General features: G+C 41.5%; 23 protein-coding genes. 22 read left to right on the top strand and 1 reads right to left on the bottom strand.

Features of this window, described 5'->3' with window-relative positions; genetic code table 11:
- Window positions 1-281: 281 nt before the first annotated feature.
- The 9 genes from CJ483_RS11135 to CJ483_RS11095 all read left to right on the top strand — a co-directional run bounded on the left by CJ483_RS11135 (window position 282) and on the right by CJ483_RS11095 (window position 10,543).
- A complete protein-coding gene (locus CJ483_RS11135) occupies window positions 282-1,625 on the top strand; it encodes a sodium-dependent transporter (protein WP_120034924.1) in 1,344 nt (447 codons plus the stop codon).
- 65 nt (window positions 1,626-1,690) lie between these two features.
- On the top strand, window positions 1,691-2,146 hold the full coding sequence (locus CJ483_RS11130; protein WP_120034922.1) for an Lrp/AsnC family transcriptional regulator: 456 nt from the start codon (window positions 1,691-1,693) through the stop codon (window positions 2,144-2,146).
- Between the two features lie 365 nt (window positions 2,147-2,511).
- Window positions 2,512-3,654, top strand: a complete 1,143-nt coding sequence (locus tag CJ483_RS11125; RefSeq protein WP_120034920.1) for a Leu/Phe/Val dehydrogenase — start codon at window positions 2,512-2,514, stop codon at window positions 3,652-3,654.
- A gap of 20 nt (window positions 3,655-3,674) precedes the next feature.
- The gene (gene pdhA / locus CJ483_RS11120; protein WP_120034919.1) at window positions 3,675-4,730 is read left to right on the top strand and encodes a pyruvate dehydrogenase (acetyl-transferring) E1 component subunit alpha; all 1,056 of its coding nucleotides are present in this window, start codon (window positions 3,675-3,677) and stop codon (window positions 4,728-4,730) included.
- A 7-nt stretch (window positions 4,731-4,737) separates the two neighbouring features.
- Entirely contained in the window at window positions 4,738-5,757 is a 1,020-nt protein-coding gene (locus CJ483_RS11115) for an alpha-ketoacid dehydrogenase subunit beta (protein ID WP_120037957.1), read from the top strand.
- A gap of 312 nt (window positions 5,758-6,069) precedes the next feature.
- The gene (locus tag CJ483_RS11110; protein WP_120034917.1) at window positions 6,070-7,284 is read left to right on the top strand and encodes a dihydrolipoamide acetyltransferase family protein; all 1,215 of its coding nucleotides are present in this window, start codon (window positions 6,070-6,072) and stop codon (window positions 7,282-7,284) included.
- Window positions 7,285-8,700 carry a dihydrolipoyl dehydrogenase gene (gene lpdA / locus CJ483_RS11105; RefSeq protein WP_120034915.1) on the top strand — a complete coding sequence of 472 codons (1,416 nt, stop codon included), beginning with the start codon at window positions 7,285-7,287 and terminating at the stop codon, window positions 8,698-8,700.
- 193 nt (window positions 8,701-8,893) lie between these two features.
- Entirely contained in the window at window positions 8,894-9,745 is an 852-nt protein-coding gene (locus CJ483_RS11100; RefSeq protein ID WP_120034913.1) for a DegV family protein, read from the top strand.
- A 171-nt stretch (window positions 9,746-9,916) separates the two neighbouring features.
- Complete coding sequence (locus CJ483_RS11095) at window positions 9,917-10,543, top strand: LysE family translocator (RefSeq protein WP_120034910.1); 627 nt, start codon at window positions 9,917-9,919, stop codon at window positions 10,541-10,543.
- 49 nt (window positions 10,544-10,592) lie between these two features.
- Here CJ483_RS11095 and CJ483_RS11090 read toward each other — a convergent pair whose 3' ends face one another.
- Window positions 10,593-12,884: an S-layer homology domain-containing protein gene (locus tag CJ483_RS11090; protein ID WP_120034908.1), complete on the bottom strand. Its 2,292-nt coding sequence runs from the start codon at window positions 12,882-12,884 to the stop codon at window positions 10,593-10,595.
- A 192-nt stretch (window positions 12,885-13,076) separates the two neighbouring features.
- On the opposite strand from CJ483_RS11090, the gene CJ483_RS11085 reads away from it, so the two are divergent.
- The 13 genes from CJ483_RS11085 to CJ483_RS11025 all read left to right on the top strand — a co-directional run bounded on the left by CJ483_RS11085 (window position 13,077) and on the right by CJ483_RS11025 (window position 24,462).
- Window positions 13,077-14,447: an ATP-dependent helicase ComFA gene (locus CJ483_RS11085; protein ID WP_120034906.1), complete on the top strand. Its 1,371-nt coding sequence runs from the start codon at window positions 13,077-13,079 to the stop codon at window positions 14,445-14,447.
- Window positions 14,448-14,473: 26 nt separating this feature from the next.
- Window positions 14,474-15,157, top strand: coding sequence for a ComF family protein (locus CJ483_RS11080; RefSeq protein WP_120037956.1), 684 nt, complete (start codon window positions 14,474-14,476; stop codon window positions 15,155-15,157).
- A 23-nt stretch (window positions 15,158-15,180) separates the two neighbouring features.
- Entirely contained in the window at window positions 15,181-15,600 is a 420-nt protein-coding gene (locus CJ483_RS11075; RefSeq protein ID WP_120034903.1) for a TIGR03826 family flagellar region protein, read from the top strand.
- Window positions 15,601-15,770: 170 nt separating this feature from the next.
- On the top strand, window positions 15,771-16,034 hold the full coding sequence (gene flgM, locus CJ483_RS11070) for a flagellar biosynthesis anti-sigma factor FlgM (RefSeq protein ID WP_120034901.1): 264 nt from the start codon (window positions 15,771-15,773) through the stop codon (window positions 16,032-16,034).
- A 49-nt stretch (window positions 16,035-16,083) separates the two neighbouring features.
- Complete coding sequence (locus CJ483_RS11065) at window positions 16,084-16,560, top strand: flagellar protein FlgN (RefSeq protein ID WP_120034899.1); 477 nt, start codon at window positions 16,084-16,086, stop codon at window positions 16,558-16,560.
- Window positions 16,561-16,592: 32 nt separating this feature from the next.
- Window positions 16,593-18,107 carry a flagellar hook-associated protein FlgK gene (gene flgK / locus CJ483_RS11060; protein ID WP_120034897.1) on the top strand — a complete coding sequence of 505 codons (1,515 nt, stop codon included), beginning with the start codon at window positions 16,593-16,595 and terminating at the stop codon, window positions 18,105-18,107.
- 15 nt (window positions 18,108-18,122) lie between these two features.
- The gene (gene flgL / locus CJ483_RS11055) at window positions 18,123-19,010 is read left to right on the top strand and encodes a flagellar hook-associated protein FlgL (protein ID WP_120034895.1); all 888 of its coding nucleotides are present in this window, start codon (window positions 18,123-18,125) and stop codon (window positions 19,008-19,010) included.
- A 105-nt stretch (window positions 19,011-19,115) separates the two neighbouring features.
- On the top strand, window positions 19,116-19,706 hold the full coding sequence (locus CJ483_RS11050; RefSeq protein WP_120034893.1) for a DUF6470 family protein: 591 nt from the start codon (window positions 19,116-19,118) through the stop codon (window positions 19,704-19,706).
- 17 nt (window positions 19,707-19,723) lie between these two features.
- A complete protein-coding gene (gene fliW, locus CJ483_RS11045) occupies window positions 19,724-20,167 on the top strand; it encodes a flagellar assembly protein FliW (protein ID WP_120034891.1) in 444 nt (147 codons plus the stop codon).
- A gap of 4 nt (window positions 20,168-20,171) precedes the next feature.
- Window positions 20,172-20,399, top strand: coding sequence for a carbon storage regulator CsrA (gene csrA / locus CJ483_RS11040; RefSeq protein ID WP_120034889.1), 228 nt, complete (start codon window positions 20,172-20,174; stop codon window positions 20,397-20,399).
- Window positions 20,400-20,677: 278 nt separating this feature from the next.
- Complete coding sequence (locus tag CJ483_RS11035; RefSeq protein ID WP_120034887.1) at window positions 20,678-21,523, top strand: flagellin N-terminal helical domain-containing protein; 846 nt, start codon at window positions 20,678-20,680, stop codon at window positions 21,521-21,523.
- Between the two features lie 505 nt (window positions 21,524-22,028).
- The gene (locus CJ483_RS11030; protein ID WP_120034885.1) at window positions 22,029-22,619 is read left to right on the top strand and encodes a hypothetical protein; all 591 of its coding nucleotides are present in this window, start codon (window positions 22,029-22,031) and stop codon (window positions 22,617-22,619) included.
- Window positions 22,609-24,462, top strand: coding sequence for a motility associated factor glycosyltransferase family protein (locus CJ483_RS11025; protein ID WP_120034882.1), 1,854 nt, complete (start codon window positions 22,609-22,611; stop codon window positions 24,460-24,462). The genes CJ483_RS11030 and CJ483_RS11025 overlap by 11 nt, the downstream gene beginning before the upstream one ends.
- The last annotated feature ends 16 nt before the right edge of the window (window positions 24,463-24,478 follow it).

The following is a 24,478-nucleotide window of genomic DNA, read 5'->3' as shown; positions in this document are numbered from 1 at the left end:
GCAAGGGTCATCCGTGGTAATATGTTCAGGTGCATGACTATGAGAAGTGAAATCATTTTCTTAAAAAAGCTTTTCATTGGAGAGGGGATTAGCCGCTCTCTTTTTTTATCGAGAAAATGCTGTAATTTTGGAAGAGAAAGACTTTTCTAAAAACATTGTTGACTCATCTATTACCGATTGGTAAAATGACGTTGGAATAACGTTATACATAAAAAGGGTAATATTAAAGAAAAAATAATGTAAGCGTTTTCTGATTTCAACAACTTTTATGGGGTGAAAAAATGGAACAAAAAGAACAATGGTCGTCTAAGCTAGGGTTCATTTTGGCAGCCGCAGGTTCAGCTATTGGGCTTGGTGCCATCTGGAAATTCCCTTATGTAGCTGGAACGAGTGGGGGAGGAATTTTTCTTTTAATTTTTATCCTCTTTACGCTTCTTGTCGGACTGCCGCTTTTAATCGGGGAATTTATTGTCGGCAGAAGTACGCAAAAAGATGCAATTGAATCATATAAGGAGCTGGCGCCGAATTCGTCCTGGCATTTTATTGGCAGACTCGGCATCTTCACATGCTTCGTTTTATTATCGTTTTATAGCGTGGTAGGCGGCTGGATATTAATTTATATTTTTAAAGGATTGACTGGAGATTTAAGTGGATTGACAGAAGCCCAGTATGGTTCTTTATTTGGAGAAACGATTTCCAGTCCATTCTTGGCTGTCTTTGCTCAGTTTCTCTTTATGGTCATTACCATTTATGTTGTCTCTAAAGGAGTAACAGCAGGAATTGAAAAGGCCAGCCAGTTTATGATGCCTGCTTTATTTATTTTATTCTTGCTTATCATTATACGCTCTGTCACACTAGACGGATCGATGGAAGGCATTGAGTTTTTCTTGAAGCCTGATCTATCAAAGATTACATCGGAAACGATTTTGTTTGCGATGGGACAGTCTTTCTTTGCGCTAAGTGTTGGGGTATCAGTCATGGTCACATACAGCTCCTACTTATCTAAAAAAGAAAGCATCCCGCAGTCGGCTATTTCCATTGTTGTATTGAACCTGCTCGTCGCTATTTTAGCGGGACTGGCTATTTTCCCAGCTGTTTTCTCATTCGGATTAAAGCCGGATGCAGGTCCAGTTTTACTGTTTAACGTATTGCCGACGGTCTTTAACCAAATTCCATTTGGCGTAGTCTTTCTAATTGCCTTTTTAGTTCTATTTTTATTTGCAACATTAACATCAGCCTTTTCCATGCTGGAAATTATCGTCGCTGTGTTGGCAAAAGGGAATGACAGCAAGCGTATGAAATTTTCTTGGATTATTGGAATGCTTATTTTTATCGTCGGTGTTCCGTCCGCTTTGTCTTTTGGCGTGTGGAGTGATGTATTAATTTTTAATAAATCAATTTTTGATGCAGCCGACTTTCTCGTCAGCAACTTGCTAATGCCGCTCGGCGCTTTGTTAATTGCTATTTTTGTTCCGTTAAAGATTCCGAAGCAAAGATTGTTGGAAGAGATTTCTTCGGGGTCATCTATCGGAAAGAAGATTTTCTCAGCTTGGTTCTTATTAATTAAATATTTAGCGCCAATTGCTATTATCATTGTTTACTTGGATGTGCTCGGCATCATTTAATATAAGCAGTAAAGGCCGGAAAAAGCATAAGAATAGAGTGAAATCAAACGTTTGAAGGTGAAAGCATGGATGAGACAGATATTCAACTTTTGAAAATTCTTCAAGAGGACGGAAGAATTACATTAAGCGATCTATCGAAGAAGTTATCCCTTAGTCGGCCAAGCGTAGCCGAACGATTTACGAGGCTAATGGAAAAAGGGGTGATAGACAAGATAAGCGCAAGAGTATCTCCCAATGCTGTCGGCCGCAACATTCTTTTATTTATCCAGGTGAGTGAGGTAAGAGTTCCTTATGATGAATTTGAACAAATGACGCTTGAACACCCGGATATTATCGAGTGTCACCGTTTGACCGGCACAGTCAATTACTTATTAAAAGCAGCGGTCAACGATATGGAGCATTTGAATAAGCTGATTGATTATTTAATCCGATACGGCATTATTCATACGTCCATCGTACTGAAGTCCCCGGTTCCTGAAAAGATTATTTTGCCCTCGGACGACGAACAGGAATGGCCGTAAATAAGACTGTGGATAAACTAGCAGGTAAAAAGTAAAAAGTTGTTTGCGTGTTGAAGCCTCTTTCATATACAGAAAGAGGTTTTTTTATGGCTGTCATTTCTGGAAATGAAAGCGTTTTACAAAATGAATAGGAATAATAAAAAATACATACGAAAAGTAAATGAAGGTCTGAAAATTCAATCACATTGATATATATATATGTAATTTAACCTTTTATAATTAAAGTAAATAATATGTTTATAAATCAGCTGTTTGACGCCTTTGTGAAAGGGCTTACAAAAAATAAAAAATGACAACGAGGCTAGCGTTTTTTTCGCGGCCGCATAAGAAGATGTAACTATTCATAATGAAAGCAGGGATTGAATATGAGTCTAGTAAAAAAAACCTCCATTACAGAAGATTTCACACTTTTTGACAAAATGTCTGAGCACGAACAAGTTGTTTTCTGCAACGACCCGGCAACAGGGTTAAAGGCCATTATCGCGATTCACGACACGACACTCGGGCCGGCGCTTGGCGGTTGCCGCATGCAGCCGTACAACAGTGTAGAGGATGCTCTGGAAGATGCTCTTCGTCTCTCCAAAGGAATGAGTTATAAATGTGCGGCTTCTGATGTAGATTTCGGCGGAGGAAAAGCAGTGATTATCGGCGATCCGCAAAAGGATAAATCCCCTGAATTATTCCGGGCTTTTGGACAGTTCGTCGATTCTCTTGGCGGCCGCTTTTACACAGGAACGGATATGGGAACGAACATGGAGGACTTCATTCACGCGATGAAAGAAACCAATTGCATCGTCGGTGTGCCGGAAGCTTATGGCGGTGGCGGCGATTCTTCGATTCCAACGGCGATGGGTGTTCTGTACGGAATTAAAGCAACGAACAAAATGCTGTTTGGCAAAGATGATCTCGGTGGCATTACTTATGCCATTCAAGGGCTTGGCAAAGTGGGCTACAAAGTAGCAGAAGGCTTGCTGGAGGAAGGGGCTGATTTGTTTGTGACAGACATTAACGAACAAAGCCTGCAGGCGATCCAGGAAAAAGCAAAATCAACACCGGGTTCTGTCACTGTAGTAGCCAGCGATGACATTTACTCTCAGGAAGCGGATGTGTTTGTTCCTTGTGCTTTTGGTGGAGTCGTCAATGATGAAACGATGAAGCAGTTCAAAGTGAAAGCCATCGCTGGTTCAGCTAACAATCAATTGCTGACGGAAGATCATGGCAGACAGCTTGCAGACAAAGGGATCCTTTACGCTCCAGACTACATCATTAACTCCGGCGGTCTTATTCAAGTAGCAGATGAATTATACGGGGTGAATAAAGAGCGTGTACTTGCTAAAACGAAGCACATTTATGATGCCATTCTAGAAGTATATCAGCAAGCTGAACTGGATCGGGTAACAACAATGGAAGCCGCCAACAGAATGTGTGAGCAGAGAATGGCAGCAAGAGGCAGACGAAACAGCTTTTTCACTTCTTCTGTTAAGCCAAAATGGGATATTCGCAACTAATATTGTTCGGGGAGGCTATCATGGAGACTCAATATCCAATCAAAAGAATCATTGATGATGAAGGAAATTTGGTAGATGCTTCTTATCAGGAGCAACTGGATGAGCAGCTCGTAAAGCAGCTTTATTACCATATGTATAGAATTAGAACGTTTGATAGAAAAGCGATTAGCTTACAGCGTCAGGGGCGCCTCGGCACTTATGCACCATTTGAAGGACAGGAAGCTTCTCAGGTTGGCAGTGCGCTGGCACTTGGCGAAGACGACTGGATGTTTCCAACTTATCGTGACCATGGAGCAAAGCTTACTTTTGGCGCTGATATGGCTAAAACTTATCTTTATTGGAATGGACGGGTAGAAGGCTGCGTGCCGCCGGAAGGAAAAAACATTTTTCCACCGGCTGTACCGATTGCGACACAGCTGCCGCATGCAACAGGCGCGGCTTGGGCTGAAAAGCGCAAAGGAACGAAAAATGCAGCTATCGCCTACTTTGGTGACGGAGCTACGTCAGAGGGAGATTTCCATGAAGGGCTGAATTTTGCCAGCGTCTTTAAAGTGCCGGTTATCTTTTTTAACCAAAACAACCGTTATGCGATCTCTGTGCCAATTGAAAAGCAGATGAATTCCGAAACGATCGCTCAAAAAGCCGTCGCATATGGAATGCCAGGGGTGCGCATTGATGGCAATGACTGTTTCTCTGTTTACTTTGAAGTGAAGAAGGCACTCGATCATGCCCGCAGCGGCAACGGCCCGACATTAATTGAAGCGGTAACTTGGCGCACAGGCGCGCACACCACGGCTGATGACCCGACAAAATACCGTCCGGAAGACCAGGGCAAGCATATCGTAGAACCGCTCTTACGCATGGAGCGCTTCATGAAAAATCACGGTTACTGGGATGAAGCGTGGATCGCTGAAATAGACGAAAAGATTAAAGCAGAAGTAGAAGCGGCTGTTGAAGCAATGGAGAGTTATCCGAAGGCCAATGTCGAAGATTTGTTTGATCATGTATATGCGGAAATGCCAGCTCAGCTCGCTGACCAGAAAGAATCCTATCTCGCGCATTTGAGGAGGGGGTAAAATGGCAATGGAAATGGAAGTAAGAGACATACCGCAAAAGAAAGAGACTACTCAGTTTTTGACCATCGTGCAGGCTGTAAATGATGGCATGAAAACATTGCTTGAAACAGATGACAGCGTCATGATTCTTGGGGAAGATATCGGAAAAAACGGCGGAGTATTCCGGGCGACAGAAGGACTTCAGGAAAAATTCGGTGCTGATCGTGTGATTGATACACCGCTGGCAGAAGCGGGTATTATCGGAACGTCCATCGGTCTCGCGGTAAATGGATTTAAACCAATTGCTGAAATTCAGTTTCTCGGCTTTATTTATCCGGCTTACGAACAAATTATGACACATGTATCCCGGATTCGAATGAGAACGATGGGCCACTTTACTGTGCCAATGGTCATTCGTGCGCCATATGGAGCCGGCATCCGCTCGCCGGAGATCCATTCCGATAGCACAGAAACACTGTTTACCCATATGCCGGGAATTAAAGTTGTTTGTCCGTCCACTCCATACGATGCAAAAGGATTGCTCATCGCAGCGATGGAAGATCCGGACCCTGTGCTCATGCTGGAGCCGATGAAGAGCTATCGTGCTAAGAGGGAAGAAGTGCCGACTGGCAAATACACAGTTGAAATCGGCAAAGGGAAAAAGGTAAAAGAAGGAACAGATGTAACATTAATTGCTTGGGGAGCGATGATGACAGTCGTTGAAAAAGCAGCTGAACAAGCAGAGAAAAAAGGCATCAGCTGTGAAATCATTGATTTGCGTACACTCTATCCAATCGACAGTGACATTATTGCCGAGTCTGTACAAAAAACAGGCAGGGCCGTGATCGTACATGAAGCTCACTCAACAGGCGGACTGGGCAATGACATTGCTTCCATTATTAATGATACCTCTTTCTTATATCTACGGGCACCGATTGAGCGTGTTACCGGCTTTGATGTGCCTGTTCCATTCTTCGCTCTTGAAGAGGATTTTCTTCCAACGCCGGCACGTGTCTTGGAAGGTATTGAAAAAGTTGTTCATTTTTAATTGTCCGGCTTAAGGCGCCACGAACCGGGCGCCTTCTGTTTTTCTATTATTTAACTTCAGGCGTCAGCGGCTCGAGGTCATAAGCCAGTCTGTCCAGAAGGCAAAAAAGCAGCCTTCCAGTCAGCTTGCTTTGTGCTTGTCGGGCCAATACAGGCGCGCACACTTTTATAACTATCCAGCTTCAGGCGTCAGCGGCTCGAGGCCATAAGCCAATCTGTCCAGAAGGCAAAAAAGCAGCCTTCTAGCCAGCTTGTCTTATGCTTGTCGCCGCTAAGCGGACGCCTTACACTTTTAAATAAAGGGGGAAACGATGTGTTAGAGGTGAAACTTCATGATATTGGAGAAGGGATGACAGAAGGCGAAATTCTTCATTATCTTGTCAAACCAGGAGATCGGGTAACGGCTGACCAGCCGCTTGTTGAAGTGCAGACTGATAAGATGGTGGCGGAATTGCCGTCGCCGGGGGCCGGTACAGTGAAAGAAATCGTTATTGATACAGGAACAACGGTCCAGGTTGGCACGACGCTACTTTATATTGAAGGAGAGGGCAGCCCGGCAGCTGCTGCTGAAGCAAAGCCAGCAGAAAAAGCAGAAACGCAGGCTGAAAAGAAGCAAGAGAAAAAGACATTTATTGCTTCTTTTAACCGTGTACTAGCCACTCCTTATACACGTAAAATTGCTCGCGATCACAATATTAATATTGAGGATGTGACACCATCTGATCCGTCGGGCCGGGTAACAGAGGAAGATGTATACCGGTTCATAAAAGGGGAACAGCAGCCACAGCAAGAAGCCGCTTCGCCAAGTGAACCACCTGTCTCCGCACAACAAACAACGCCTGATGAAATTCCATTCCGGGGCATGCGCAAGCAAATTGCGAAAAAGATGACAAAATCACTTTTCACTATTCCGCACGTCACGCACTTCGATGAAGTGAATATGACAAACCTGCTTAAGCTGCGCGAGGAATTAAAAGCGGCAGGTGTGTCGGTATCGGTCCCCGCATTTTTCGTAAAAGCCCTAGTGATCGCTTTAAAAGACTTTCCGGTATTCAATGCAGAACTTGATGAAGAAAATGAAAAGATTTTGTTGAAGAAAAACTATCACATCGGTATGGCTGTAGATACAAAAGATGGCTTAATTGTTCCAGTTGTTCACGATGCCGATAAAAAATCAATCAAAACGATTCATGATGATATTAAGCGCTTGAATGAGAAAGCACGAGACGGAAAATTAGCACCGGCTGACATTCAAAATAGCACATTTACTGTCAGCAATGTTGGACCGCTCGGCAGTATCGGTGCGACGCCGATTATCAACTATCCAGAAACAGCATTAATTGCTTTCCATAAGACGAAAAAAGTACCGATTGTGAACGAAAAGGATGAAATCGTGATTGGTCACATGATGACACTATCCATGTCATTTGACCATCGCGTCGCTGATGGAGCAACCGCTGTTGCGTTCACGAACCGGTTTGCCAGCTTAATTGAGCAGCCGAACAAATTGATGCTGGAGATGATATAAATGGTTGTTGGGGAAATCAGTCAGGAAAGAGATCTTATTATTATCGGCGGCGGCCCGGGCGGCTATAGTGCAGCGATCCGGGCTGCACAGCTCGGCTTGCCAGTGACATTAATTGAGCAAGCTGATCTCGGCGGTGTTTGCTTAAATAAAGGGTGCATCCCTTCTAAGGTATTTACATATGCTGCGAAAAAGCAGGCGGAAACGGCTCATATGAAAGAGCTTGGACTCCCGACAGGAGACGGCACGTTTGATTTAGAAAAGCTGGTCTCTTACAAGTCGAAAGTGACTGAACAATTGAGAAAAGGTGTGGAAGCTCTTTGTAAAGCCAATAAGGTTGAAGTGCTAAAAGGAAAAGCAGGTTTGATTGCAGAAGACCGTGTCGGTGTCGAAAATGGCCACCAGTTTGATATTTATGTGTTCAAACAAGCGATTATCGCCACAGGAAGTACGCCAGTTTTACCCCAAGGTCTACGAAAAAATAGCGAGCGCATTTTGCTTTCTCATGAAATGTTTGATTTACAAGAGCTGCCTGAGCATTTGATCGTCTATGGCAACGACTATATTTCTTTAGAAGTAGCGACGAGTTTTCACGCTTTAGGAGCTAAGGTGACCATCCTTTTGGAACAGGCAGCTGCTTTTCCATTTGATGAGTCCATCACTAAAGAATTGAACCGATTGTTGAAGAAAAAGAAAATCAAAGCGATCAAAGAAGCAGTGATTCAGTCGGCAGAAGAAACAGAAGACGGCGTACGCGTAATGTTTACTGCCGGCGGAAAAGAAGAAGAAGTAACAGGCTCTCATTTATTTGTGGACGGCAGCCGCCAGCCAAACGTTCAGGACTTAGGGATCAACCGCTTTGGTGTTGAGCAAACGTCTGAAGGATTTGTGAAGGTGAATGGAAACATGCAGTCTTCGGTTCCTTCCATCTATGCGATTGGCGACGTTACTGAGGGGCCGCTTTTAGCGGTGAAAGCGATCAAGCAAGGAAAGGCGGCAGTGGAAGCAATTGCTGGCGGCAAGCCGGAAGTCGATTTGACGTTTCTTCCAACAATCGTTCATTCCGTTCCGCCGATTGCCTCAGCTGGCTTAACTGAACAGCAGGCACGTGAACTCGGAATAGATATTCGTGTGGGCCAGTTTGCCCTTGGTGGCAATGGCTATGCAATGATTACTGGCAAAAAAGATGGCTTTGTTAAGGTGATTTCTGATGCTTCTAATGAAATCGTCCTTGGAATTCACATGATCGGCGAAGGAGCAGTTGAGCTATCCAGCACGTTTGTCCAATTGCTTGAAATGGCTGCCAAAGAGGAAGATGTGAAATTTCCGGCCTACGCGCACCCAAGCTTCAATGAAGGGTTGCTTGAAGCGGCTGAAGGCCTTATTGGCCAGGCGATTCACATGGTGCCAAAAAAATAAAAACTGCTTAATAAGCGGCTGTTCCAATTTAGGGAATAGCCGTTTTTGGTTTTTACTGAAAAGAGATGCAAATCCACTGTATATCTAATAGAATAGAAGAAAAGCTTATTGCAAGCTACAAGCTGATAGAATGGAAAATAGACTTCGTCTACACTCTGAAGCTTTAATATTATGAACAAGGCAGGTGAACTTTATGAAAACGGCAATTGTAACGGACAGCACTAGCTATCTTTCGAAAGAGTTGCGTGACCAGTTGCATATACATATGATCCCATTAAGTGTGGTTATTGGGCAGGAGACTTATAGAGAAGAAGTAGATATTCAAGCAGGGGACTTTTATGAAGTCGTCCGCACGCAAGAAAAGCTGCCGACAACGACACAGCCGCCTATTGGCGAGTTTGTTAAATTGTATGAACAGCTGCTAGAGCAAGGGTATGAGGCAGTGGTAGGTGTTTATTTATCAAGCGGGATTAGTGGTACTTACCAGACATCCCTCGCAGCGGCCGATCTGGTGGAGGGGCTAACGGTTCGCTCTTTTGATTCAGAAATTAGTTGCGGCCCCCAAGGATTTTATGTACTTCGAGCTGTAGAACTCGCCCGTGAAGGGAAAGGGCCGGATGATATTATTCAAGAGCTGGAAAAAATGCGGTCGTCCGTTAAAGCATATTTCGTTGTAGACGACTTGAACCATTTGAAGCGCGGCGGCCGTTTAAGCAGTGCGCAAGCTTTGATCGGCGGGCTCTTACAGGTTAAGCCGTTGCTTCAGTTCGTGGACAAAGTTATTGTTCCGTTTGAAAAAATCCGCACGAGCAAAAAAGCACTGAAGCGGGTGGCGGACCTGTTTGAAGAAGACTACCAAAAAGGTGAGCCGCTGGAAGCCGTCATTATTCACGCTAACAGAGAAACGGAAGCTCGCCGCTGGATCGGAGAGCTGGAGGAGCGTTTTCCTAATGCCTCATTTTCCATCAGTTACTTCGGGCCTGTTATCGGCACTCATCTTGGCGAAGGCGCCCTTGGATTTGGCTGGACAAAGAAGCGAGATTAATTTGTTTGGCTAATAAAAGCGTGGATTCAGACGATAAAATGAATCTTTGGAGAATAAGCCTTCCTTTTTGTTCTTAAATAAAGCTTCTTGTTTCATAAACTTTATTGTTCTGATAAAACAAACAAGCAGCTAACAGGTTTGTGATCTATGAAAGATAGAGGGGGAAGTTTTATGTTTGATATTTCAACTCTGAGTACATTTGTAGTGGTCGTTATGGGTCTCTTTTTAATCCCGGGGCCCGCTGTTTTTCTTACAATTACCCGAACAGCGCAGGGAGGCCAAAAAGCAGGCATTATGGCAGGGGCAGGCATTGCCACTGGTGATTTTATTCATACGGTGTGCGCAGCTGTAGGGCTGTCTGCTATCCTGATGACGTCTGCGCTCGCTTTTAATATCGTTAAACTAGCAGGAGCCGCTTATTTGCTCTACATGGGAATTAAAGCCATATTGGAAAAATCAGCTGATGCAGCGGCACCTGCAGCGACTCCTGTTTCAACGCTGAGTGTATACAGTCAAGCTATCGTCGCTGAAGTGCTCAATCCTAAAACAGCTCTTTTCTTCTTAGCGTTCTTGCCGCAGTTTGTCCATCCTGAACAGGGAACACCGATCATCCAGTTTTTAGTTCTCGGTTTAATCTTTGTGCTGATGAGCATTACCTATACCACGCTGATTGCTGTAGGCATACGGCCGCTCGGAAAATTGATCAAACGGATTTCCTGGATAGGCCGTTGGAGCGGAAAAATTGTTGGAACGATTTACATTGCACTCGGTTTAAAGGTTGCTTTTCAAAGCCGATAACGCAGCAATGAAAAAAGCTCTCCCTTCTCTTAAGGGAGAGCTTTTTTGCTTACTCAGCAAGCAAATCTAATTCATCTTTTGGCAATTCATTAAGATCGAGCTTTGCCTTCTTTTCTTTTGAACTTGCAGAAATAGGTTTAACGATATCACCAAATCCTTGCTGTTCGAGAAGCATGATAATTTGCGACTTAATAGGGATATTGTTATCAACCAGATATTGAGCTTTAGAGCGGATCATCGCATCGAAAATCGTACTGCGCCCTATGCCGTTTTCCTCAAAAGCTGTTTGTGAAAGCAGCAAGTCCATTAATGTTAGCCAATCATAGTCATTGCCGGTAAATTGCAGCTTGCCGTTTACTTGATACCATAAATCGCCGTTGGAGCGGATCCATCGTGGATAAAGGTTTTCAATCCCCGCTTTTAACTCACGGGCTGTTTTTAAATACGTCGGATCTTTCGTCTGTTTATATGTTTCTAGTAGAAATCTCATTTCGCCTAAAGCATGGTTAAGCGATACGTGTGTTTTTTGACTGCCTTTTGCATAATAGTCAGCAATTAAATGACTAGATGATGTGACTTGAATAACGTTGCCGATTTCCTTTTGCTTCACGAGAAAATCCGCATAGCGAAGATTCGCTTCAGACAGTTGCGGAATATTCAGGCTTTCTGCGGCGTTTTTCAAGAATAGCGCAGCATTTTCATTATGGCGCGTATCCACATAAGGAGCGGTCGTTCCATAAGCATTTTTAAGCCAGGTGCTCGTATACTCCGTTTTGAAAATAGGTGTCTTGCCTGCAGAGATTATTCCGCCAGAGAAAACATCAAGATCGGCAATAGCATTTACTACAAGGTCTTCAAAGTAACGTTCTTTGTTCCCTTCGTAAGCTGTTAAATAAATGCCTCCCTGCAATCGGCCGATATTACGTCCGTATCCCATTTTGTAACCAGGTTCAATCGACCATGGCAGCTTTGTATAAGCTCCATCCGCCGTTAACCAGTTATTAATCGACGTATACTCTTTAATCGATCGCTTAAACCACTCATCTCGATTGTTGTTATCGGCAAACAGTCGTTTGTCGGAAAGCAATACCCAATTTTCAGAAATCGCTTTTCCTTTAACAGACATATTTACATGGGTAGTGACAAGGTTTCGCTCGGTATCCGTGTATACTTGATGGCTTTCATACTCATTGAGCAGCTCACGGAGAACAGAGCGCTGCCCATTGGCATAATTCGTTTGGCGATCAAGAGAAATGTAGTTTTTGCCGATCATCATTTCATTGACCACTGTATTGCCTTTTTTCACTGATAAAATGCCGACTGGATGCGACGTTTTATCAACGCCGAACGTATCGTCATGCTTTTGATCTACCTGGCCGAACGTATTATATTTAGCCAGTGAATAGCTATTCGACTGCTGGAATGGCACAATGACCGAGGCAGAGTACGTGTTGTCGCCGTTATGGATGAATTTTGTAAAGACGAATACATCGCCATTCTCCAGCTTCCTCAGCGTCACTCTCAAGGAGCCAAGCGGCTTAGAGGCGTTCCCCATATGATAGTAATAATGATAGTCTGTCGAGCGAATGTGCACATCTGTCGTACGCTTATTGTATGTAAGAGGCACACCGCGTGTATTCATTCTTACTTTAATATATTGGTAGTCATTGACTGGAACGACAACCTCTGAGGAATCGATCGGCTTAGGAATCGTAATCGGATCTTTGCTTCCAGAGAATAAATCAAGCTTTTCCATCAATCGATACACAAACACGGCTGATTCACCGCGTGTAGCAATTTTCTTCGGTAAAAAATAATTATCTGCTGTTCCTTTAATGAGTCCGTAATGAGTCATGCGCTGTACAGATTCATAGGCGTACCGGGTAATATCTGCTGCATCCTTATACGTAAGTGCAGCTTTTGTTGGGTACTCTCCTTTTAGCTGCATGGCCCGATCAAGCATAACAGCTACATCCGAACGTGTGACTGGATCATTGGCGAGCGCATAGCCCTCGGCATTTCCTAAAAGAAGCCCCGCTTTTTTCGCTGCTGCAATGTCTTTATATAAATTGCTGCCGGAAGGAACATCCTTGAAAGCAGAATCCCCGGGTGGCAGATCCAAGGCCCGAACCAAAAATGCAATAAACTGTCCTCTTGTTACTTGAGCATCTGGCCGGAATGTTCCATCATGATAGCCGTTAATGACACCGGCATCGACAAGCGTCTGGATTTCTTTCGCAGCCCAATGATTCTTGGCATCATTGAATACTTGAGCAGACGCTTGAACCGTTAACGTAAAAAACAAAACGATCACGGTCAGGCTCGCTAGTAATTTTTTCATAATTTCCCCTTTCCCGATGGAATTTTTAACCCTTGACATTATATCATATTAGCAATTCCTTATCATAGGAAGCTAATGGAAAAGATCAACTTACATGATAGTATAAGTATGTACTTGTTTAAAAGGGAAAAAAGCCCCCTTTAAATAAGAAGTCATATATAATAGAAGAAACTCTACCAATAAGGAGATGAAATGATGAGTTCCTCAAATATATCCTCTTCGCTGGTTTCCTTTCTTTCCGGCCGCCTCCTCCTTGAAGAAGAAGTTCCTTTCCTTCTGCCAGTTTCTCCGCATATTCAGAAGCTTCCCGGCATTTCAAAAAAACATCAATATTTTTACTGTGAACGCTGCGGGAATAATAAAAAAGAGCGGTTTGCCGTTTTTCCCTGTGCTCGCTGCCGAACAATTTGTCCGTATTGCCGCCACTGTCTCATGATGGGACGTGTTGCTGGCTGCTCTCGGCTCATTTATTGGACAGGTCCTGAGCCGCCGTACGAAGGCGACGGCGTTCTTCAGTGGATAGGCCAGCTGTCAGAGGGACAGTCCGCTGCCTCGCAGGCAGTCATTCAGGCAATTCAGGATGATGAAGAACAGCTGATTTGGGCGGTGTGTGGAGCTGGAAAAACAGAAGTGCTGTTTGCTGGGATTGAGTCAGCGCTGCTTGCGGGCAAGCGAGTGTGCATCGCCACACCGCGGACGGATGTTGTTCTTGAGCTTGCCCCGCGCCTGCAAAAAGTGTTTCCTGGTATTCCCGTTGCCGCTTTGTACGGCGGCAGTCCTGACCGCCACCTGTACAGTCCGCTTGTTGTTACTACTACTCACCAATTACTTCGTTTTTTCAAGGCATTCGACGTCATGATTGTTGATGAAGTGGATGCGTTTCCCTACTCTTATGACCCCTCCTTGCAACGGGCTGTACAAAAGGCTCGGAAATCTCCTTCTTCCCTCATCTATTTAACCGCCACTCCTCATGAAACATGGCAAAAAGACTGTCTAAAGGGAAAAAGGCCATTCGTGAAAATCTCTGCCCGCTTTCACAGACAGCCGCTGCCAGTCCCTGTACTTACCTGGAGCGGAAACTGGAAAAAAGCCATCAAAAAGGGGAAACTGCCTATCCAAGTGAAGGAATGGGCGATGAAACGCCTGCAAGCGAAGAAACAGGCGCTCCTCTTTTTTCCGCATATTGACTCCATGCAACAGGCCCTCCCGTTATTTCAACAGCTCGATCCCTCGATTGACGCCGTTCATGCAGAAGACCCTGACAGGAAGGAAAAGGTTAATTCCATGCGTGAACAAAAGCTGCCTCTCTTGCTGTCAACGACAATTTTAGAGAGAGGGGTAACGTTTCCCAATATTGATGTGGCTGTCATCGGCTCAGAAGATGACATATTTACCGAAAGTGCGCTCGTACAAATTGCGGGCCGTGCTGGCAGGAGCGCCGACTTTCCGGAGGGAGAAGTTCGCTTTTTCCACTATGGGAAAACAAAAGCCATCGTTCAAGCAGTCGATCACATTCGCCAAATGAATAAAGAAGGATTAGAGAAGGGGTGGCTGGACAGGTGAACATTTGTCTCTTATGTGCTGAAGAAATGAGTAAAAGTTTAGGGTGGCGCCAGTTTTTCTGGCTGGAAGAGCCACCTGTCGTTTGTGAAGAATGCCGTCAGCCTTTTGAAAAAGTAGCAGGTGAAAGCTGCCGGAGCTGCTCTCGTCCGCTAGCCATGCTTGATCCAGCTTTTGTTATGGACGGTGTTTGTCTCGATTGTCTCCGCTGGGAAGAAGATCCGCTTTATCAGAATACATTGGCCAGTAATTATTCACTCTATACGTATAACGATGCGATGAAGGAATTTATTGCCCGTTTTAAATACCGTGGAGACTATATACTCGCTAAAGTATTTGCGAATGAAATAAAAAAAGCGGCAGAAAATATCGTGCATGATCTTGTGATTGGCGTGCCGCTCAGTAAAGAGAGACTTTATGAACGAGGCTTTAATCAGGCGGAGGCTCTGGCCCGAGAGGCAGGGCTCGAAACCCTCCATATTCTTGAGCGCTTTCACTCTGAGAAGCAGTCAAAAAAGTCACGCAGGGAACGCCTTCGGTCTTCACAAGTTTTTCAGATTAGAGAAAAATCGTCCATTTGTCATAAAAAAATTCTTATTATCGACGATATATATACTACAGGCTCTACTCTCAGGCAAGCTGCCTTTCTATTAAAGCAGGCGGGAGCAGCGGAGGTACGGGCACTCACGCTGGCCAGAGGGCAGGGGATCTGAGAGATCGTTGGAGGTATCGAGATATGGGGGAAATCGTTAACTGTTCGCGTTGCGGCGAGCTTTATATGGAAAATACTTTTCGTGATGTCTGTCCGAAATGTGCAAAAGAAGAAGAGCAAATGTATGAGATCGTATATAAATTTTTACGCCAGCGGGAAAATCGGGCAGCTACGATTGAACGGGTTGTGGAAGTGACAGGGGTAAGTGAATCACTTATCCATAAATGGATGAAAAAAGGCCGACTCCATGCAGCCCATTTTCCGAACCTCGGCTATCCATGCGACCGCTGCGGAGCTATTATTAATAAAGGTAAAATATGTCGAAATTGCACGGACGACATTGAAAGCGAGTTAGAGCAAATCCAGCGTCAGGAAGCATTTGAAGCGAAAAAGCAAGAGCATGATAAGCAAACGACATATTATGCGGCGAATAAAAGAAATTAAAAAGAGTATAGTATATAAGACCCAAAAACTTTTTTTGGCCGGCAAGAGACGCGTGAATAAAATTGATAAAAACCGCCTATGAATCCGCTGTTAACTTTTTTTCTGAAAAACCGATATAATGGATAATCAAATGAGAAATTCGGAAAAAAGAAAGCGAGGGATCAACAGACGTGAAAATTAACCAATCTGGCGTATCGGGCATCAACCCATACCAAAAGCAGCTGAACAAAGTGCAAGGGACGAAACAAGCGGCTAAGGCGCCAAAGGATAAACTGGAAATCTCTGCAGCGGCGAAAGGCATGCAGGAAGTGTCTAAAATGACAAAAGAACGAATGGAAAAAATCGCAAGCCTGAAACAACAGGTGGCGAAAGGTGAGTACCAGCCGCAACCGGAGAAAATCGCTGAAGGCATCGTGAAGTTTTATAAGAAATAATGAGAGCGGCACATCGTTTGTGCCGCTTTAAGAAAGCAGAGGGGACATCATGGCTGCACATAAGCTGATTGATGTATTGGATAAATTGGACCGCCTGCATATGCTACTGCTCGAACTTGCGGTTAAAAAAACAGATGTGATTAAGAAAAATGATATGGACGGGCTGGATCAGCTGCTTAAGGATGAGCAAAAATTCGTGGCAGCCATTCATACAATGGAACAGGAACGACAAAGAGCTGCTGCTGTACTAACAGGTAATAGCGAATCGACTATGACAGAATGCATCGCAAAGTTGGAAGCAAATGAAAAAAATGCTTTATTGTCTTTACAAAGCACTCTGCATGAAACAATCAAACGGTTGAAGGAACAAAATGAATTAAACCAGCAATTGATTTATCAATCATTGCAGTTCGTTAACTTGAATTTGAGTATGATTAATCCGCAGCCTGAGCAACCGACTTATACTCATCCGGCCCGTTCCAGTGCACAGCACAAAAAGCAATCGATGTTTGATTCACAAGCATAATTGATGATAAGCAAAAGAACGGAGGCTTTACTATGCGCTCAACATTTATGGGGCTAGAGATAGCAAAACGCGGTATGAATACGCAGCAAGGCGCTCTCTATACAACAGGCCACAATATTGCAAATGCAAACACGCCCGGCTATACACGGCAACGGGTTAACTTTGTTCAAACACAGCCTTACCCAGCCGCTTCAATGAACAGACCACAAATTCCTGGACAGATGGGAACGGGTGTGGAAGCCGGGTCTATTCAAAGAGTTAGAGAGAGTTTTTTAGATCTTCAATATAGAAATGAGAATAATAAATTAGGATATTGGGAGTCTAGAGCTACTGCTTTAAGTAAAATGGAAGATATTATGAATGAGCCAAGTGAAAATGGCCTTTCTGCTGTAATGGGAGAGTTCTGGCAGTCCTTACAGGATCTGAGTGTCCACCCAGAAGATGAAGGTGCGCGTAAAGTTGTTTTACAGCGTGGTCAAGCAGTAGCGGATACTTTTCACTACTTATCCGATTCACTGAATGGGATAAAAAAGGATTATGGTGCTCAAGTAGATGCTAGTGTAAAGGAAATTAACTCGCTTCTAGAGCAAATTGCTAACGTTAATAAGCAAATTGGAGAAATTGAGCCCCATGGATACTTGCCTAATGATTTATACGATGAGCGTGATCGCCTAGTTGATGAGCTTTCTCAGTATATAAATATCGAGGTTGAGAGAAAGGATTCAGGAGGTAACCCTTCTCCTTTAGCTGAAGGGTTGTATGAAATTAAGCTAGTAAATAATGATGGTTCAAAATCTACATTAGTCTCAAAATCAAACTTTGGTAAAATTAGTGATACTGGAGTCAAAGATGGCAATCCAGAAAGTATCAGTACTCTTGAGGTTATTGATAGTGAAGGTAACAGCAAGAGTATTGCAGTTCCGGACTTTTCCCAAGGTAAGCTTCGAGGTTTAATGGAAGCTTACGGTTATGAAGATAACGGGGGAAGCAAGGGAATTTATATTGAAATGCTGAATGATTTAGATAAAATGGCCACTGCGTTTGCCAATGCATTTAATGCTCAGCATAGAGAAGGTCATATTTTAGATAAGAATAATTCCCCATCGGCCAAAGGCAGTGACTTTTTTACGATTAATTCTGGAGAGCGTCCTGCTAAAGGGCTTATCCTTGCTATTAAAAACACGAATGAAATTGCTGCATCAGCAGATGGTACGAGCGGTAACGGGAAAAATGCCATTGAGTTAGCTGGTATTCAAGGGGAAGCTACACCGGAACTAGGAAATGCGACAATTAATTCCTTCTATGAAGGAATGATTGGAAAGTTGGGAGTAGATGCGCTGCAAGCAAATCGGCTTACTGCCAACAGTGCTGTTCTCCGACAATCAGTAGATGAAAGAAAGCAATCCGTCAGCTCAGTGGCGTTAGATGAAGAAATGACAAATATGATTAAGTTCCAACATGCCTATAATGCAGCAGCACGAAATATTACTGTTGTAGATGAAATGCTTGATAAGATTATTAACGGCATGGGAACTGTAGGAAGATAAGGCGGTGATTAAATAATGCGCGTAACACAATCGATGCTTTCTAATAATATGCTCCGTAATTTAAGCAATAGCTATTCCCGTTTAGGGAAATATCAAGAGCAAATTACAAGTCAGAAAAAAATCAGCCGGCCGTCGGATGATCCGCTTGTAGCTATGAAGGGGATTACTTATCGGCGTAATTTGCAAGAGGTGCAGCAATACCAGAGAAATTTCGGTGAAGCTTATAACTGGGTGGATAACGCAGATTCAAGTTTAGATAAGGCAGGATTAGCTTTAGACCGGATTCGCGAGTTAACTGTTCAGGTCAGCAATGATACGTATGACGCCACTCAACGTAAGGCGGCAGCTGAAGAGATTAAACAGTTGAGGAATCATTTGGTGAATATAGCCAATACAAAAGTGGGGGAAAAGTATCTTTTTAATGGGACAGATACGTTAAAGGCTCCTGTTACAGATGGCACACCTCCAACCTTTAATTCGCCGCGTAATAATGGAGATGTAGAATTAGAATTATCAAAAGGAATCTATATACCCGTAAACGTTAAACCTGAAGAAGCTTTTGATAGCAATCTCTTTAAAGAGATTGATGACTTGATTATCACACTAGAAGATCCTTCTAAGTCTGGAAGTGAAGTTGGACAGTATTTAGAAGTAGTTGATAAACATAAAGCTAACGTTTTAAACGCTCGTGCCGACTTGGGGGCACGAGCAAATCGTATTGAATTAATGGAAGACCGTGTAGATACGCAGGAGGTTATTTCGACAAAAGCAATGTCTGAAAACGAAGATATCGATTTTGAAAAAGTAATTACAGAATTGATAGCACAGGAAAGTGTTCATCGAGCCGCCCTGTCAATAGGTGCTCGCATTATTCAGCCGAGTTTAATGGATTTTCTAAGATAAGAACAAAGCTATCTAACAAGATAGCTTTTTTTCATAAAAGAGAAATCGAATTTGATTGGTGGGTTGAACAATAACCGTTTATACTTTTAAGTGAGGTGAGTAGTTATGCAGTTACCACAAATACGATTGCAATCTAATTTTGCTCAAATAGAACTCAACACTAAGCCAGCTGAACAGTCAATCGAGCAACCGAGGGCAGAATTAGATCTTCAACAGCCACCGGCAGAAATGATGATCGACCGTACACCGTCTAAATTGTCAATTGATCAAACCCAGGCGTGGGAGGATATGGATTTAAAGCATATCTTTCGAAGGATTGAAGAATATGCCGATAATGGTTATCAGGATTGGTATTCAGGTGTAGCCAGAAGAGCTGGAGAAGGTGACGAATTAATGAAAATTGAAAATAATAGGAACCCAATTGCCAGTCAAGCTAAAACAAATAGCGAGAGACCGGAATATTCATTTAATATCGGGTTTATTCCTTCTCCTTTTAGTGTAAATATTAACTTTGAACCAGCTAAACTAAATATAGAATGGAAAATCAATAAGGTAATTAATAATACAAAAGCACAAAAGCCGGTTATTGACTATCAACCAGGTGAAGTAATGACAAGTTTAAAGCAGCCATCATCTCTAAACGTCGATTTTGCTAATTTAAAGTTCAAGGGATTGAACTATGAACAAGAAATATAAGAAAAGGAAGAGCTAACATGGATATCCAAACAAAATATCATGGGAATATTATAATCGAGAACAAAGATATTTGGCACTTTGATAGCGGAATTCCTGGTTTTGACACAGAAAAGAGATTCACGCTCTTATCCTTACCAGACAATGAAATTTTTTATATTTTGCAGTCAGTTCAAACTCCTGATTTAGGATTTGTAGTTGCTAACCCATTTGCTTTTTTTAAAGACTACGATTTTACGCTGGAAGACTCTGTAGCGGAACAGTTAGATCTTGAAACGACTGAAAACGTACAAGTTTTAGTCATTTTGACGGTGAAAGAAACTTTTCAAGAAACAACGGCTAACCTTCAGGCCCCTATTATACTTAACCATGCAAACAACAGGGGAAAACAGGTCATTTTAAACAACACAAATTATAAAACAAGGCATGCCATTTTCCCTGAGAAACAAGAGAAGAAGGGGTGAGACGATGTTAGTCTTGACACGTAAAATAGGTGAGTCAATTAAAATAGGCACGGATATTGAAATCACTGTTTTGGCCGTCAAAGGAGATCAGATAAAGCTTGGTATAGAGGCACCCAAGCATGTAGAGATCCATCGAAAAGAAGTGTATCTCACCATTCAGGAAGAAAACCAATCTGCTTCAAAGGATGTAAAAGGATTGCTTGAGTTGCTGAACCATAAAAAGGGCAATTAAAGAATTTCGTGTTAATTTAAGGTAACAAAGTAAAATCTCTTCCATAGAAGTATTTATGGGGTGACTTTCAAACCAATTATGGTCTTTCATTTGCTTTATTTAAGTCAGTAAAAATAAAAAAGATTTTTTCTCTAAATTTGTTAAATAAATTTATTTCCTTGCCGATATTATTAGTGTAACAGGGAACAACAAGGCGGCCGACTTGAAAGTCCTTGTGAAACAACTTTTATCAAAAGTTCACATGGAAGTGAACGATATATTCAAGGAGGAAATTAAAAATGAGAATTAATCACAATATTTCAGCGCTTAACACATATGGTCGTTTAAGCCAAAACACTGGCGCAGCACAAAAAAGCATGGAAAAATTATCTTCTGGTCTTCGCATTAACAAAGCTGGCGACGATGCTGCTGGTCTAGCAATCTCTGAAAAAATGAGAGCGCAAGTTCGTGGCTTGGACCAAGGTTCTAAAAACGCACAAGATGGTATTTCTTTAATTCAAACAGCAGAAGGCGGTTTGAACGAAACTCATGCTATTCTTCAACGTATGCGTGAATTGGCTGTTCAATCTGCGAATGATACAAATGTAACTCAAGACCGCAGTGCATTGAACAAGGAATTTGATCAGTTATCTGAAGAGATTAATAGAATCAAAGATAAATCTACATTTAATACACAAGGCCTGTTTAAGGGAGCCAGCGGAGATGAAATTAATTCCTCTGGTAAGTTAGTTCTTCAAGTGGGTGCAAACAAAGGTGATGAAATCACTCTTGATTTAACTACTTCGGGAGTAAATTTAACAAACGTAGCCACTACTGCTTCTGGATTAGACATCAGCACATTATCTGGTGCTCAAAATGCAATCAGTGGTCTCGATTCTTTAATTAAAACTGTTTCTGAAGGGCGTTCTTACCTTGGTGCAATGCAAAACCGCTTAGAACATACTATCACAAACTTAGATAATGCTGCTGAGAACTTAACTGCTGCTGAGTCTCGTATTCGTGATGTTGACATGGCGAAAGAGATGATGGAATTCACTAAGAATAATATTCTTTCTCAAGCTGCCCAATCTATGCTTGCTCAAGCGAACCAACAACCACAAGGTGTTCTTCAATTACTACGTTAATAATAGTGATTTTACAAAAGGCCCCGCTATAGCGGGGCCTTTTGTATTTCTATAAAAAGTAATAAAAAAATTGTAAGGCTTATATTATTTTAATTTTTATACATACGAATAAAGAATTCGAAGATAATTAGATTTTTTATTCTAAAATTCATAGAGTTTTATCTGTAGTTAGTTGAGTAAAAGGAATGCATTATACTAACTGTAGTGTAAATAAAGGAAAGTTTATGAGAAGTAAACAATCTTTAGTTAGACACCGATAATAACACTGTAGGGATAATAAGTTAATTGAAAATCTAATAATAGCATTTCAAATAATCCTAACTTCAATAAAACAACATTTTTACTTTATTTTGAAATCGTGAGTTAAAAGCAAAGGGTCTCAACGAATGATGTATAGTTATATAAAGTTAAATAATAAAAAGAACTTTTCACTTTGTAAAATGGTACATGTAAGTTCATAAGGAAATAAGTGTAGTTAATCATAGACTCAAAGGAGAATCATAATATGGAAATTTATATTGATGGAAGGGTTTTTTATTTAGAGAATAAATCATTAGAGAAAGTAGGGGAGTTAATTGAAAATGAAACTCAAAACCAAAACAAGCTAGTAAGTCACTATTTATTAAATGGGGAGGAATATTATGATTTTGAAGAAGTCATTAATAGAATCTCCTTAGGAAAATTTGAAGTTATACTTAAGACACGAGAAGAGCTGATATGTGAGATTCTTAACTCTATCTATAAGTATTTAGAAAGAGCGTTGCCAGAAGTTCAATTGTTAGCAGATGAATTTTATTCTGAAATTAGTGATGAAACTTGGAATAAAGTGACTGATTTACTGGAGGGAGTTGAGTGGATTTATCAAGCAGTTCAGTCGGCAAGATCTGTAAATGTACAAGGAGTGAATTTTGTTACGATTGACTCGCTATTGCAAGATTTACAGGCTAGCTTCCCGGACCTAGAACAAGGGCTTGTTACCCAAGATTCACTAAGTATTGCGGATTTAATACAGTATGAAATGAAACCTATTTTAGAAGAATTAAAAGAACAATTAAGAAGCTTGATAAATATAGAGGGAGAAGGCCATGTTAGCTGATAATCAATCCTTTGTTCAAAAATTCATCCCGAACTTTCTCGATCAATCTGCAATTGATTTGAAAGATCATATAGAGGTTGAAAACAGTAGGGCTGGATTTCCTACTATAAAAGTAAGAAGAGACGAAAAAGAATTTTATCTGCATAGTAAATACAATCCATTAGAAGAGGCAGAAAGAATTATCCAGAAATATAGTGAGAAAATAGAAAAAAGTAACCATGTGCTATTTTATGGAATCGGAATGGGATTCCATATAGACTTATTTATCAGGAAATTTCCCGATAAAGCTTTTACTCTTTACGAATCCCAACCTCAGGTTTTAAAGAGCTTACTAGAAGAAAGAAATATAAGTCACTGGTCAGAGGGAAGACTTCAGGAATTCTTTGTTGAGTTCTCAATAGAAAAACAGAATAGTTTTATCTATCGCTTTCTAGAGAAAATAAATGATGAAGTCACTCTTATTGTTTTACCAGCCCATGAGCGGCTTTTTAAAGAAGAATACAAAATGTTCTCCAGTAAACTTTCTGAGGGGATAAAAAACTGGAAAAATCATTTGCATGTTAATCTTGCTTTCCAGAAGCGTTGGGTTCTTAATGGTTTAAAAAATTTCTCTCGTGTATTAGTTACGCCAAATTTTCTACATGATGTCAAAAAAGAATGGCTTAAAGAGAAACCAGCCATTATTGTTTCAGCAGGCCCTTCTTTAAGCGATGATTTAGAAGAAATTAAACATATAAAAGATAATCGATTAGCATATATTTTTGCAGTTGGATCGGCAGTTAATGGTTTAATCGAGTATGGCATTTATCCTGATGCAGCCTTTACTTATGATCCGAAAGAAGAAAATTATAAAGTATTTGAAAAGATAGTAGCTGCAAACCTTTCGTCTATTCCTCTGATATTTGGCTCAAGTGTGGGGCATGAGACTCTTCAAAACTATCCTGGTGAAATGTTACATTTTATAACTAGTCAAGATTCAATTGGTGCTCGTTATCTAGTCAGGGAAGATGATGAAAACATCATATCGATAAATGATTCGCCAAGTATTGCGGTTATTACATTTCAAATACTTAGTAATTTGGGTTGCAATCCTATTATCTTATCTGGGCAAAATTTGGCTTATAGAGATAAAAAGTGGTATGCAAAAGAGGTTATGAATCTTGAAGTAAGTGAAGAAGCTAACAAGGAAGCTATACTTGTTGAAAGTGTAGAGGGTAAAATGATTGAGACCAATGAAGACTTTAATAGGATGAGGTTAGCCCTTGAATCCTATATTGAAAAAAATCCGTCTATACAAGTTATAAATACTACTGTCCAAGGTGCCGCTATTAAGAGAACGAGGTTTATGGAGATAAAAGAGGTTATAAATGAATATTTAACTGAGTATTTACCAGTGAGTTTTGATGAGATAATTCGAAATGCACAGGCTGGATACGATATAGACAAAGTAACAGAAGACTTCAATAATCAAAAGAATAGAGAAGATTTAAAAGAAGCTTATCGCCAAGCTAAAAGAATTTTAGACAAATTACAGTATGAATTAAAAGTAACTAGAAACTTTGGAAAAGTGCAGCAACAGTATATTAAGTTCATTAACCATCTAAAGAAAATTTTAGATAACGAATGTTTTATTGTTTTTATTATGCCGATTATGCAAATACAGTTTAACTTGTTTGTTCAAGGTCTAAATGATCTTCATTTAAGGAAAAATATTATAGAAGAGATAGAAACTAGTTTACCGTTTTATATTAAGTTTTTAGAGGGAATAAAGTCCTCTATGGATGTTATTTTACCGGTTTATCAAGAAGTTTCTCAGGAGCTTGCTTCTGCCCAAATAAAATAATTAATTGGTGAGGAAA

It is taken from the genome of Bacillus sp. PK3_68 (assembly GCF_003600835.1).
Classification (GTDB): domain Bacteria; phylum Bacillota; class Bacilli; order Bacillales; family Domibacillaceae; genus Pseudobacillus.
Note: the sequence above shows the minus strand (reverse complement) of the source record. Positions and strands in the feature narration are given on the sequence as shown.